Genomic DNA, 11,840 nt, shown 5'->3' with positions numbered 1-11,840 from the left:
GTCCACTCATCGTTGCCTCCGCGTATCAAGTGCTACACAGAACACTTTAGTACGTGATCGGCATCATTCAATGAATTTTTAACTCAAGACACTAGCATGTGGGCATCTGCTGATGCCAGACAGCCACGGCCAAGCGCCTTGGTGAGCGGCAATTCAGCCTCCATCGATCTCTACCTCGGCCTCACAGTTCACAGGGGCGTTGAGCGGGATCATCATCCCAATCGAAGATCGGGCATGCATGCCAACGTCATGGCCATAAAGCTCAAGAATGAGATCGGAGTAACCGTTAGTCACGCGCGGTGTCTCGTTAAACCCGGACGCGACATTGACCATCGCGAAGACTCGAAGCCAGGCGGTGATTCGATCCAGATCACCGAGCGCTCGCTTCAGACTTCCCAAATGAGCGAGCGCCACGAGCCGGGCGGCGTGATAGCCCTGTTCTGGAGAGACCTCCGCGCCTACCTTCCCGAGTGGCTGTGCAACGGTGCCATCCGGATTCTGCGGAATATGCCCAGAAATGAATGCGCGATTCCCTCGGACGCGGACCCAGGCGAACGGCATTCGAATGTCTGGCGGCATCTGAAGCGGTTGAGGTAATACCAGTCCCATTTCCGCGAGCTTTGATTCAATCCTTGCCACGGCGACCTCCTCCTCGGGTATTCGATGCCTTCATGCCACGCGGTGCAGACCGTTCGCCGGACATATATCAACCGATATATCTGGTCATCGGCGTTTCCACTATTCGCGTGCGGCGTGCGCGCACGCAATCGACCGTGACAAAGCCAGTTGCTGGATAAAGGCTGGCTTCATTCCCAGTCGGTTCACGCCTTGCCCATCAACCGCATCAAGGCACCCGGGCATCCAGCTCGGGATACATCACCACGCTTTCCTGGGCTGTCGGTTCGTTGCGCACACCGATAAAGACCGCTGGCGTCTTGCCGCGATTCACTGCCACGTGCGGAATGCCTGAGGGGATGTAGAGATAGTCCCCGCGATGCGCGACCTCGCGGTGTTCCAGCGCGACGCCTGTCCACAGCTCGACTTCGTCGCCGCTCAACATATAGAACGCCGACTCGTGGTGTTCGTGAATGTGTGCCCTGGTTCGGCCTTCGGGGGGGATCGTCACCATTCCGAGAAACAGTACTTGGGATCCGACTGTCTCCTGACTGATGCCTGGGGCGTATTCTGATCCCTGTTTGCTCACATAACTGGCAGACCCGGATACGACGCGTCCGCACTTATTGTTCGTCGTGGCTTCCATTTAAACGCCTCCAGGAAACATAGAAAAAAAGCATACGCCCGTCCCCTTGGCACGTCAAACAGCAGGGGTTTCACCGAGCAGTTACGGAAGTTTGGCGAGGTCCGCGAGTGTCCGCTTCGATGGGACGCGAAGGGCAGCAACGGGTCGATTCCGGACCTGCAGGAACCAGTCGAGTCGCTTCTTACTGAGCAATCAACCGGGCGATGTGCCCGTCCCTATGTGGGCGTTTCAGCCAGGTAGAAATCGTGCCCCGGTTGCGCTGCGCGATGACGGGACGCTCACAAGCGGCTTAGCAACTCCGCCTTCTTGGCGGCAAACTCCTCATCGCTGAGAATCCCCTTCGCGTGCAGTTGGGCGAGCTTCTCTATGGTGGCAAACACGTCTGCCTCGCGGGCCACCGACTGAGTGCTGACGGGCTCCTCCTGCACCGGCGGCGACGCCGGCTGCGGAACCCCACCGACCGAGACAACCGGCAGGCTGGCGACAGCAACCAGGCCGTGCTGGCTCGCGAATGTGAGGGACGCGCCGCGGGACTGCTGCTGTGAGAAGCCGCTGATCTCGTGATCGAGCGTATCGTAAATCGTCACCTTGCCGTTCACTTCGATCGCCAGGCGCCGGGGGTGTGCGAAGTAGGCATAGCGGACATCGTTCTGCGCGCCGGTGCTGTTGGGCCGCCCCAGATCACCGGGCCACCAGTCGCCAGAGGTGCCGGGGGCGGGCGGAACGAACAGACTCACCGGTCCGACCGGTCCGGCTGCAGTCTGCTGCTGGTTGTTGCCACCGTAACCAGCGCTCTGCTGTTGTTGCTGGCCGCCGCCGTCGTTGCCCTGCTGCTGAGTACCCTGGCTCTGCGACTGGAAGCTGCCGTTGCGAATAAGGTCGGGCTGATTTGCCATCAGGCGGGAAAGCTCGAAACAGAGTCCATCGACCCGGCCTTTCAGGTAGTTGTTGAACATGTCGGAGACCATGGTCATTCCCCCCCGCATCCACTGGCCGGAGCCACCAAATTCGGGGTGATTGAACTGGGCCATGCTGCCGTTACCGCGAATCACAGACTCGAGCATGCTCATCACGGCGTCCGTGCTGAACCCATGTCGCTGGGCTACTTCTTCGATCAATTGCTGGCCGGCGGGGGTGAGTTTTCGCATGGTGATCCACTCATAGTTTCTTCCGACATCGGCTATCTATCTTCCGACATCGGCTATATAAACTGCAGCGCCCCCTGCGCAGTGCCGGACGGGGCAATTCAGCGAGGATCGCGAGAATTAGGCAACGTGGCTGGGGAACAGTTCAGTGCACCAGCGCGAGACGATCGGGGGACAGGTTGCGCGGTTTCACGTCAAGCTCCCGCAGCCGGTCGCCAATTTCCGTCGTTCGACGCTACGCTCAAATTGGTCGACAATCCGCTGATGGCCCACGAACCGGGAGCGCTTTAAATGGCGTGGAACGACGCCGCACAGGAGGTAACATGAGCCCAGTCTCGGATCTCTCCGTCTTGTTAAAAACATTGGAGCCAGTGCTTAACCCGGGCGTGTTTGTGTTTGCCTCGGTCGAGGACGGTAACGCAATTGACCCTGCCGTCATCGTTGCGTCAATCCGCGAACGCGAGGGCTTGTCTGTGGTTACGAGTGAGGCGGATGCGCGGGTCAGCGGTTTGAATACCTTGTTCAAGTGCGCGTGGATTACCTTGACCGTGAATTCAGCATTGGAGGCGGTGGGCCTGACCGCAGCATTCGCTACCGCATTGGGTAATGCCGGCATCAGCTGCAACGTGGTGGCGGGCGCCTACCACGATCATATTTTTGTCCCCCTGGAATTAGCAGACGCGGCGATGCATGTACTTCATCTGTTGCAGACGGATGGAGTCACCGGGCAACCACCGGCGAATATTGTTTAGTTTTTTTCGGATCTAACGTTAAGAGGGCCCACGTCAGACGCAAACCGGCTTCGGAGAGGATTGATCGTCCGGAGTGGGTCGGACAGCGCCACCTGTCCGCTGGCACAGACGTGATCTCCCTTCACCTGAAAGGAGATAGTCATGAAAGCGCCTCACGAAGGCCAACCACAGTCATTGATGAGCCGTTCACCCAACGGCAGAAATGGGGCGGATCAGAGACGGCCGGAGATTCGCCGCAGAAACCCGCAAGGGAGTGCTTCCAGGGTTGCAAGACGATCGGTACTTGACCGAAGTCCCACGCCCCAGGCTCAGTTCCGGTCGAACGCCGTCACCTTGGGTAGCACCACAGCAAGATAGTCCACCAGCGTGCGAACCGCCGGCAGCAGACCCGTGCGATATGGAATCAGGGCGGTGATACGGGCGTCCGCAGCGATCCATTCGGGCAATATCTGCCGCAGCGTGCCGGCCTGCAGTTCGGCTTGGCAGACGTATTCCGGCAGCGCGGCGACGCCGACGTTCGCGCACGCGGCCTCTTTCAGCGACATCAGGCTGTTGCTCTGGAATCTCGGTTCAAAGGGCACGGTGACCACGCGCTTGTCCGGGCCCTGCAACGGCCAATGCGGCGCGCACTTGCCCACCATGGCGATGATGGCGTGAGATGCCAGGTCCTCGGGTTGCGTCGGCACGGATGTTCGTTCGAGATAGTCGGCCCCCGCGAAGAGATACCACGGTGTCCTGGCCAGCGGATGCTGGACCAGGTTGGAGTCCTGCAGCTGACCAACATGGCTCCGGATCGCCAGGTCGAATCGCTCGCCGACGATGTCCACAATCCTTTCCGTGGCGGTTTCGTCGATTCTCACCTTGGGGTGGTCGGTGAGGAAGGTCGGCAGGGTGTGGCGTAGCGCGAACTGGGCAATGTCCGCAGTCGTCGTCACGCGAATCACGCCACTCGGCTCCACCAGCCGCTGGCGCATGGCTTCCTCGGCAAGCTCGGAACTGCGCAGCAGCGCCATGGCGTACTGGTAGAACTCCTGGCCTACCTCCGTCATCGCAAACTGGCGCGACGTCCGGCTGATGAGCCGCACGCCCAGCGAGGCTTCCAGTTCCTTCACCCGGTGACTCACCGTTGACTTCGGAATCCTGAGCGCCTCCCCAGCCGCGGTGAATCCGCAGCGGTCGACCACCTGCACGAAGTAATAGACATCCTTCAGATCAAGCATGGCATGGGGACTCTTCGGTCATTCCGGCGCCGGCGGCGTTCGTTGCGGGGATGGTTGGACGACGCCCGATCATACTCCAGCGCTTTCGCCCATCGCCACCCGGGTAGACCTTGGTGTCCTGCCGCGTCTGCGTCCCGCCAGCCTCAGGAATCGCCCATCCGGCGCCACCTCGCGCACCGCGCCTCACAGAGCGGCATTGTCCAGGTTTGTCGAACCCTGCGTACAACCCGGGACGACTGCCCAATTGGAATCTGCCGTCATAAGCTGTTGCACAGGAGCGGCATTGCGCTGTTTCTACATGCCAATATCAAACTGGAGAGGACAATGTTAGTGCTCAAGGGATTTCATCATTTGACCCTCGGCGTGAGGCACGCACAGGAGGATGTGGACTTCTACGTCAAGCTGCTCGGGCAGAGCCTCGTGAAGAAGACCGTGCTTCTCGACGGCGAGGATCCCATCTACCACCTTTACTACGGCAACGCGAATGGCGATCCTGGAACCCTGGTGACGTCGTTCCCGTTCCGCCAGCGGGGCGTCATGGCGCGTCAGGGATCGGGCCAGGTGCGGGTCATCAACTACTCGGTCCCCAAGGGCTCGCTCGAGTTCTGGCGCAGCCGCTTCGATGCCATGGACGTGCCGTACGACAGCGAGATCGTCGAGCGCTTCGGAGAGCGCCGCCAGCGGTTCCAACATCCGTGCGGCGTCGAGTTCGATCTCGTCGAAACAGATCTGGATGCGCGTCCAGCTTGCGTGGCCAGCGATATCCCCGAAGCCCATGCCATCCGCGGCGTGCACAGCATCACGCTGTCGCTGCGGGAAGTCGCCGAATCGATCCGCTTCATGAGCGAAGCGATCGGTTTCCGGAACGTAGGCGAGGCGGGACCCTACTACCGCTTCGAGACGTACACCGGCGGCCCGGGCACGATTGTTGAGTTCCTGCATGAGCCGGACCGACACCAGGGTTCGTCGATCTACGGCGAAGGCACGGTCCACCATGTGGCCTTCGCGGTGGACAACGTGGAACAGCAGGAGATCCTGAAGGAGAGAATGTTTGCCCTGGGCTACATCGATACGTCCGAATCGGTGCACCGCAACTACTTCCGCTCGATGTACTTCAAGATGCCCGGCGGCGTGATGTTCGAGGCGACGACCACCGACATCGGCTTCGCGATCGATGAAAAGCCCGGTCATTTTGGCGAGGAGTTCCAGCTCCCGCCGTGGCTGGCTGATCGCAAAGACGAGCTGCTGGGCCGGCTCGAGCCCATCTCTGTATGACGTTGCCGGGGATCACCATGCATAAACCGAAAGTACTGGTTGTCTTCTACTCACGTAACAGCTCCACCGAGATGCTGGCCAAGGCTGTCGCCGAGGGGGCCCTCGAGGCTGGCGCAGAAATCCGCATGCGGCGTGTGCGGGAGGTCGTCGGCCCCGACGTCATGCGGCAGGCGCCGGGCTGGCTCGAGAACGCCACGGAGATGAACGCGAAATACGAGGCGCCGACCGAAACCGATGCCGAGTGGGCTGACGCGATTGTGTTCGGCACGCCGACGCGGTTCGGGTCGATCTCGGCCGAACTCAAGGCGTATATCGACGGGCTCGGCGGCCTCTGGTTCGCGGGCAAGCTGAACGGCAAGGTGGGCTCGGTCTTCGGCTCGACGTCCTCGCGCCACGGCGGTAATGAAGCCACGCTGCTGGCGACCTACGCGCCCATGGCGCATCTGGGCCTGATCATCGTGCCGCTGGGCTATGCCGACGCGGCGATGTTCAAGGCCGGCACCCCGTACGGCGCGACTCACGTCTCGCAGCGTGACGCCGTGAAGCCGGACGACGATCACCTGGCGGTTGCCCGGTTCCAGGGCCTTAGGGTGACGACCGTCGCCCGTGCCTTGCACGCCCAGCCGCAGCCGGTAGCAGCCTGATAAAAGGGCGGAGGCACGCAGTCTCCGCCCGATTCCTGCACCGGCACAGGCCGGTGTCACGATGGCAACCACTCAGGCCGGCGCCGTCACCATGCAGCTTCCCATAGCATCAATGCTGGCGCGATAGGCGGCAACAAGTTCTGCGTCCCCGGCATTGAAGACGACCATGGACACGAGCACTGCGATCTTTTGATCGTAGACTGTTTCCATGACCGTCCTGAGCGCGTTATTCCGCAGCTGAAGCGTTTTCCTGCCCGCGGGCGTGCGGACACACCGCAGGTGGATCGCCGATGATGCCGCGCGCAGACCAGAGTTCCGGGAATGGGATCTCGTTCATGGTCGGCAGAAGCCAGGCAATGCCCTCGGTGCCGAAGTAGGCCGGCCGGGCGCCGAACGTCCGGCGCGTCGCCATCAGGTGCAGGTGCTTCCACTCGGCGAATCCCTCCGCGATATCGGCAAGCGTCTCGCCAAGCTGCTGGAGTTCCCGGTGCTTGTCCGGGTCGGCGTAAACATCGCGCCAGACGTTCTCGACCGCCTTGTCCGGCGTGTAGGGCACACTGAAATCGCGGTCGAGTACCGCCGCCGGCACGCGGAAGCCTTTGCGGTCAAGGTGGGCGAGCACGTCGTCATACAGGCTCGGCTCCGCCAGTGCCTTGCTGAGTTGTTCCCAGCGCTGGGGTTGCGGCTGGAAGTGCTGCAGGTGTTCCCCCTGCTTGATGCCGAGCAGGTAGACCATCTGGCGGTACGTCCAGCCCTGGAGGGCGGTATCCTTGCCGTACTTCACGCCAACGCGCGACAGGATGGCCAGCAGGTCGACAGGCGTCATCCATGCGATGGAGCGCCAGGTGGCATTGAGCGGCTCGTGGTGGGCGACGACGCGCCGCAGCGTCCGGCAGGCCCCGGTCAGGTCATCGGCACGCAATTGCGCCTGCGCGGCCTGCATTTCCTTGATGATCAGCATCCAGTAAAGCTCGGATACCTGCGCCGATACGATCCAGGCGTGCTCGCCGGGATGGTCGCTGACCGGGTGCTGCAGAGCGTGAAGCACGTCTGTCTGCAGCCAGGCGCTATATGGCGTATGCCCGGCTGGCGTTCCGGCGGGCGCTGGGGATGCGGGCTTGACGGTAACGTTCACGTTGGTCTCCTCGTGGTGGTGGTGGTGGCAGGTAAGTCTTGTGGAACGGCGACGCTCCGCAGCATCGACTCCATTTGCAGCGCGACCTTCAGCAGCGCGCCGTCGTCGCTGGGCCGGGCGACGATCTGCAATGCCGCCGGAAGGCCGCCGTGCCGGGACGACAGGGGAATCGAGATGGCGGGGAATCCCGCGACGTTGAACGGTGCGGTGTAGGTCATCAGGGCCTCGCGGACGGTGCCGGTCCAGTTTCCAATGTCGACGGTGCAGGCATCGAGTGGCGGGGCGGTACAGGGGCAGGTCGGCAGCACGAGGTAGTCGAGTGTCGACATCGCTTCATGCAGCCCCGCCGAGAAATGCCGCCTGGTCTGCTGGGCCGTCGCATAGGTGCGCAGGTCCATGGATTGCGCGCGTCTGAGCCTGTCGACCGTTTCCGGGTTGTAATACCTGGCGATGCGATCCCAGTCGTGGCGGCGGAAATGCTCGATCCCACCCTCGATGAGGACGATGGCCGCAAAGGCATCGAACACGGCATCGAACAGGCCGGTCCTGCCCAGGTCCACGCAGGCAAATCGCTGTGCCAGTCGCTCCACTGCGTCATCGAACGCGCAGGCAACCTCCGTACTCAGAGGAACCGGCGCGATGTGTCGGATGATGCCGACGCGGCCGGAAAGCCCTGCATCGCTTTGGGGGACTTCGATGCCAACGGCATCGGCGAGCACCAGCACGTCATCGACCTGTCCACCGAGCAGGCCAACGTGGTCGCAGGTGGGTGACAGCGGAAACACGCCACGCGTGGAGAGCGTGCCGAGTGTCGGCTTGAAGCCGACGACACCGCAGAGCGCGGCCGGAATCCGGACCGAGCCGCCCGTATCGGTGCCCACGCCTGCCATGACCGCGCCATGCGCGATCGCCACTGCGGCGCCTCCGCTGGAGCCGCCGGGGATGCGGGAACGGTCGAGGGGATTCAGGGTATCGCCGAAGCTGGGGCTGGCGGTCGTCACGCCCCACGCGAATTCGTGGGTGGTGGTCTTGCCGATGACGATGGCGCCGCATCCCGCCAATGTCTTCACGATGTCGGCATCGGCAAGGGGAACATTGCCGAGGTAGGCGGCCGATCCGTATTGTGTTTCGATGCCCTTGGTGTCGATCAGGTCCTTGACGGCGATGGGCAGCCCCTCCAGCGGACGCTGCCTGCCTTCGCCGTAGCGGCGGTCGCTTTCCGCCGCGGCCTTCAGCGCGCGGTCCCAATCAATGGCGGCGAACGCGTTGAGCGACTGCTTGCTGGCTTCCGCGCAGCGGAGCGCCTCCTCGGTCAGGCCTGTCGCAGTGATCTGCCGACTGGCCAGGCCATCGAGCGCGTGGCGCAAGCTCACGGGATGCGGGAAGGTGTCGGATGGCCGGCCGGTCATTACCACAGGCTCTCCAGCAACGCAGCCAGCTTCGTGCCGGCATCCTCGCCAAGGTCGCCGACCTCGGCGGGATAGTTCTGCCTCAGCAGGGCCGCTATCTCGGGAAGCTTCGCCCGATCGAAATCGACGTCACCGAGCCGGCTCGGCAATTCCAGCGCGTCCACTGCGGCCTCAATGCGGTCAGCGAGGAATGCGGCGGGCGTGCGGCTGCCACGGTCCGTGGAGAAGATCTCAAGCTTCCGGCCATAGATGTCGGCGCAGGAGCGGATGACGGGCGCCAGCGTAATGCACGATGTCACGCTGTGCGCCAGCCCGAACGTCCCGCCGAGGATGTGCCCGATGCGATGGCTCAGGCCGTAGGTGACTGAAGCAGGATAGAAGTAACACTGCCACGCGGCGAGTTGAAGCTGCAGCAGGTCGTCGGTCGACACGTGGCCGCCCGCGATGGCCTCGCGGGTTTCAAGCTTGCGCGGCCACTTCTCCAGCACGGCAAGGAAGCGCTCCACGCCCCTGGCGGCCAGGATGGCGTGAGGGTGATTCACGTCGACCCGGCGCATGCCTTCCACCGCATGGTCGATCCCCTTGATGGCCGAACTTAACAACAGCGTACGTGGTGTGTCGACGATCATCCGGGGATCGAGCACGACCAGCCTGGGGGTCGTTTCGCGCACGGCATAACTGCGCTTGAACTTCTGCGGACCGTCCGTTTCCGTCACGCCGAAGTAGTGGGAGAACTCCGAACCCGACAGGGTCGTTGGAATTGCGGCAATGGGCAGGTGGCGGCCTGTTTGCTGGAAATGCTGGTAGGAGACTGCCTTTGCGGCGTCGAGCACGGAGCCGCCACCGAGGGCGATGATCGATCCCGCATTGGCCTCCATGCATGCACGCAGCCCATCGCGTACGGCGAAATCGGGCACATGCGGCGGCAGCCCGGTGAAGGTGCCCACGCCGTCGCCGATGGCAGGCTGCAGGTGCTCGCGGTTCAATGCCTCAAGGAATTCGACCGTGAACGTCATCGGGCGGCGGATGCCGTAGTTCCCCATGGACGCGGCGACGGTTTTCAGCACGTCATGTCCCCAGACAATCTCTTCCTGCGGCAAGCATTTCAACTGGTTCATTACACATCTCCACCAAGTTTTTGTATGCGATCGGTGCTCCGATCCCGAGTAGCAAGATAGGCGAATCGGGTTCACGCGTGCGCACGGGATTCGGGAACAGAGCGTCCAGGAATTTGGACGCCTGACATATGCGGATGGGCGCGAGTCGTTCGTTGTTTTCGAACGGAGCTTGCAAGCATTGCCATCTTCACAAGGCAGGGGACGTGTCTATGATCTTTTCCACCGTAGTACCCCCACCACTAGAACGGAGACACAAGATGGAGGCAATCCAGATTACGGAAGCGCTGATTCGCGGACGCCACAGCAAGCGCGGCTTCCTTGACCGGCCGGTGCCGATCGAGACCGTCAGGGACATCCTGTCGGTCGCGAAATGCGCGCCGAGTTCGAGCAATACGCAGCCCTGGCGCTGCTATGTGCTGACCGGAAAGGCTCGCGAGAAGATTGCCGGAGCCGCGGTCAAAGCGTATCGCGCCGCTCCCGAAGGACTGGCGCCCGATTACCCGTTCTTTCCAAGGGAATTGCCGGCGCCATTCTCGTCGCGCTTCGATATGTTTCGCGGGATGCTGGGCGATGCGCAGGGCGTGCCCAGGAGCGATATCGTCGGACGCCGGCGTGACGTCGAACGGCAGTTCCGATTCTTCGATGCGCCAGTGGGAATGATCTTCACCATGGACCGGCGCCTGGAATGGGCCAGCTTCATCTGCTACGGCTGCTTTCTCCAGAACATCATGCTGGCCGCCCGCGCGCGGGGGCTGGACACGTGCCCGCAGCAGATCTGGTCGCTGCAATCGGCGGTCCTTCGTGAAGGCCTCGCCATTCCCGATGGGGAGATGATCGTGGCCGGAATGTCACTCGGCTACGCAGACGACAGTTTTCCGGAAAACAACATGGAGCTCCGCAAGCTGGAGCTGGACGAGTTCGTCTCGTTCGTGGATTGCTGACGCGCGGAACTGGACAGGCCGCTCCTTGACCTGGCCAGCGCACTTGTCATTGACGACTGTGGTCACGTTCCGCAGGTGGAAAAGCGCGAAGACGCGATAGGCATCGTTAGCGAGTTTCTGCAAGTTGCGGAGATTTCGACCGGCTGATGCGGATGCCCGGGTCCCTCAGCCGAAGAAAACAAATAGACGGAGGAGATATGTTTAAAGTGCCCGCGAGGTTCCTGGCGGTTATTGCGTTCGTATGCTTGCTGGCCTCGAACGTCGAGGCAACCGAGAATGGCCAGACCAGTTACCCTGTTGGCGTCAATACCGTATTGAATGGGATTTTGCCACCGCCTGGGGAAACCCAGTTTTACAATTACACGCTTTACTACGATGCCAATAAATTCGCTGGCCCGCATGGAGAAAGTTTCCTGCCCGGGTTCCAGTTGAACGCGTTTATTGACGCCCCGCGTGTCGTTCACACATGGGGCGCTACACTTGGCCCCTTTACTATGTCTAGTGGTGTAATCGTCCCGCTCGTTCATCTTTGGGCGGACACGCCAGGCGGCAGCGGAAAGCGCACTGGAATTGGAGACATCATCCTTGAGCCGTTGTTCATCGGGTATTCAACTCCATCGCAATCATTCTTCGCCTACTTCACCACCGAAATTTCAGTGCCTAGTGGGTCCTACTCCGCGAACCGAGTGGCGAACACTGGCCGGAATATATATGCGCTAATGCCGCAACTCAGTACGACATGGTTCCCCACGCCCGCAGTTGAAGTTTCCACCACCACGCTCGTAGAGATCAGTTCACGGAACTCAGCCACTCGATATCACTCTGGCGCTGTTGCAGAACTTGAATAGTCGGCGCTGCAAAATTCAGTTTGCTTGATGCACGACGCCGATGGGGCATTTTGTCGGAGCGGGAAGGTTAAGCGGCCGGAAGCGTTCCCGGT

The 11,840-nt window shown here is 61.7% G+C and carries 13 protein-coding genes; 5 read left to right on the top strand and 8 right to left on the bottom strand.

Features of this window, described 5'->3' with window-relative positions; translation table 11 throughout:
• Positions 1-153 precede the first annotated feature (153 nt).
• From P3T21_RS37565 to P3T21_RS37555, 3 genes are all read right to left on the bottom strand, one after another.
• Entirely contained in the window at positions 154-639 is a 486-nt protein-coding gene (locus P3T21_RS37565; RefSeq protein WP_429260913.1) for a RidA family protein, read from the bottom strand.
• Positions 640-844: 205 nt separating this feature from the next.
• Positions 845-1,261, bottom strand: coding sequence for a cupin domain-containing protein (locus P3T21_RS37560; protein ID WP_429260912.1), 417 nt, complete (start codon positions 1,259-1,261; stop codon positions 845-847).
• Between the two features lie 278 nt (positions 1,262-1,539).
• Complete coding sequence (locus tag P3T21_RS37555) at positions 1,540-2,409, bottom strand: SHOCT domain-containing protein (protein WP_429260911.1); 870 nt, start codon at positions 2,407-2,409, stop codon at positions 1,540-1,542.
• A 320-nt stretch (positions 2,410-2,729) separates the two neighbouring features.
• On the opposite strand from P3T21_RS37555, the gene P3T21_RS37550 reads away from it, so the two are divergent.
• Positions 2,730-3,158 carry an ACT domain-containing protein gene (locus tag P3T21_RS37550; RefSeq protein WP_429260910.1) on the top strand — a complete coding sequence of 143 codons (429 nt, stop codon included), beginning with the start codon at positions 2,730-2,732 and terminating at the stop codon, positions 3,156-3,158.
• Positions 3,159-3,466: 308 nt separating this feature from the next.
• Here P3T21_RS37550 and P3T21_RS37545 read toward each other — a convergent pair whose 3' ends face one another.
• A complete protein-coding gene (locus P3T21_RS37545) occupies positions 3,467-4,378 on the bottom strand; it encodes a LysR substrate-binding domain-containing protein (RefSeq protein ID WP_429260909.1) in 912 nt (303 codons plus the stop codon).
• 324 nt (positions 4,379-4,702) lie between these two features.
• On the opposite strand from P3T21_RS37545, the gene P3T21_RS37540 reads away from it, so the two are divergent.
• Together P3T21_RS37540 and wrbA are read left to right on the top strand one after the other, a co-directional pair.
• The gene (locus P3T21_RS37540) at positions 4,703-5,653 is read left to right on the top strand and encodes a ring-cleaving dioxygenase (RefSeq protein ID WP_429260908.1); all 951 of its coding nucleotides are present in this window, start codon (positions 4,703-4,705) and stop codon (positions 5,651-5,653) included.
• A 17-nt stretch (positions 5,654-5,670) separates the two neighbouring features.
• Positions 5,671-6,297 carry an NAD(P)H:quinone oxidoreductase gene (gene wrbA, locus P3T21_RS37535; protein ID WP_429260907.1) on the top strand — a complete coding sequence of 209 codons (627 nt, stop codon included), beginning with the start codon at positions 5,671-5,673 and terminating at the stop codon, positions 6,295-6,297.
• Positions 6,298-6,369: 72 nt separating this feature from the next.
• On the opposite strand, the gene P3T21_RS37530 is transcribed toward wrbA, so the two are convergent.
• The 4 genes from P3T21_RS37530 to P3T21_RS37515 are packed head-to-tail and all read right to left on the bottom strand — an operon-like array spanning position 6,370 to position 9,959.
• The gene (locus P3T21_RS37530; protein ID WP_429260906.1) at positions 6,370-6,507 is read right to left on the bottom strand and encodes a hypothetical protein; all 138 of its coding nucleotides are present in this window, start codon (positions 6,505-6,507) and stop codon (positions 6,370-6,372) included.
• 16 nt (positions 6,508-6,523) lie between these two features.
• A complete protein-coding gene (locus P3T21_RS37525; protein ID WP_429260905.1) occupies positions 6,524-7,432 on the bottom strand; it encodes a tryptophan 2,3-dioxygenase in 909 nt (302 codons plus the stop codon).
• Complete coding sequence (locus P3T21_RS37520; protein ID WP_429260904.1) at positions 7,429-8,841, bottom strand: amidase; 1,413 nt, start codon at positions 8,839-8,841, stop codon at positions 7,429-7,431. Before P3T21_RS37520 ends, P3T21_RS37525 begins: the two co-directional genes overlap by 4 nt.
• Positions 8,841-9,959, bottom strand: coding sequence for an iron-containing alcohol dehydrogenase (locus tag P3T21_RS37515; RefSeq protein WP_429260903.1), 1,119 nt, complete (start codon positions 9,957-9,959; stop codon positions 8,841-8,843). The genes P3T21_RS37520 and P3T21_RS37515 overlap by 1 nt, the downstream gene beginning before the upstream one ends.
• 257 nt (positions 9,960-10,216) lie before the next feature.
• On the opposite strand from P3T21_RS37515, the gene P3T21_RS37510 reads away from it, so the two are divergent.
• Positions 10,217-10,900, top strand: a complete 684-nt coding sequence (locus tag P3T21_RS37510; protein WP_429260914.1) for a nitroreductase — start codon at positions 10,217-10,219, stop codon at positions 10,898-10,900.
• 197 nt (positions 10,901-11,097) lie between these two features.
• Complete coding sequence (locus P3T21_RS37505; RefSeq protein ID WP_429260902.1) at positions 11,098-11,748, top strand: SphA family protein; 651 nt, start codon at positions 11,098-11,100, stop codon at positions 11,746-11,748.
• The last annotated feature ends 92 nt before the right edge of the window (positions 11,749-11,840 follow it).

Origin of the sequence: Paraburkholderia sp. GAS334 (genome assembly GCF_050436625.1) — a bacterium.
Taxonomy (GTDB): domain Bacteria; phylum Pseudomonadota; class Gammaproteobacteria; order Burkholderiales; family Burkholderiaceae; genus Paraburkholderia.
Note: the sequence above shows the minus strand (reverse complement) of the source record. Positions and strands in the feature narration are given on the sequence as shown.

Coding starts and splice junctions, on each gene's coding strand:
- P3T21_RS37560 (WP_429260912.1), bottom strand. CDS start 1,261: ATGGAAGCCACGACGAACAATAAGTGCGGACGCGTCGTATCCGGGTCT.
- P3T21_RS37555 (WP_429260911.1), bottom strand. CDS start 2,409: ATGCGAAAACTCACCCCCGCCGGCCAGCAATTGATCGAAGAAGTAGCC.
- P3T21_RS37550 (WP_429260910.1), top strand. CDS start 2,730: ATGAGCCCAGTCTCGGATCTCTCCGTCTTGTTAAAAACATTGGAGCCA.
- P3T21_RS37545 (WP_429260909.1), bottom strand. CDS start 4,378: ATGCTTGATCTGAAGGATGTCTATTACTTCGTGCAGGTGGTCGACCGC.
- P3T21_RS37540 (WP_429260908.1), top strand. CDS start 4,703: ATGTTAGTGCTCAAGGGATTTCATCATTTGACCCTCGGCGTGAGGCAC.
- wrbA (WP_429260907.1), top strand. CDS start 5,671: ATGCATAAACCGAAAGTACTGGTTGTCTTCTACTCACGTAACAGCTCC.
- P3T21_RS37530 (WP_429260906.1), bottom strand. CDS start 6,507: ATGGAAACAGTCTACGATCAAAAGATCGCAGTGCTCGTGTCCATGGTC.
- P3T21_RS37520 (WP_429260904.1), bottom strand. CDS start 8,841: ATGACCGGCCGGCCATCCGACACCTTCCCGCATCCCGTGAGCTTGCGC.
- P3T21_RS37515 (WP_429260903.1), bottom strand. CDS start 9,959: ATGAACCAGTTGAAATGCTTGCCGCAGGAAGAGATTGTCTGGGGACAT.
- P3T21_RS37510 (WP_429260914.1), top strand. CDS start 10,217: ATGGAGGCAATCCAGATTACGGAAGCGCTGATTCGCGGACGCCACAGC.
- P3T21_RS37505 (WP_429260902.1), top strand. CDS start 11,098: ATGTTTAAAGTGCCCGCGAGGTTCCTGGCGGTTATTGCGTTCGTATGC.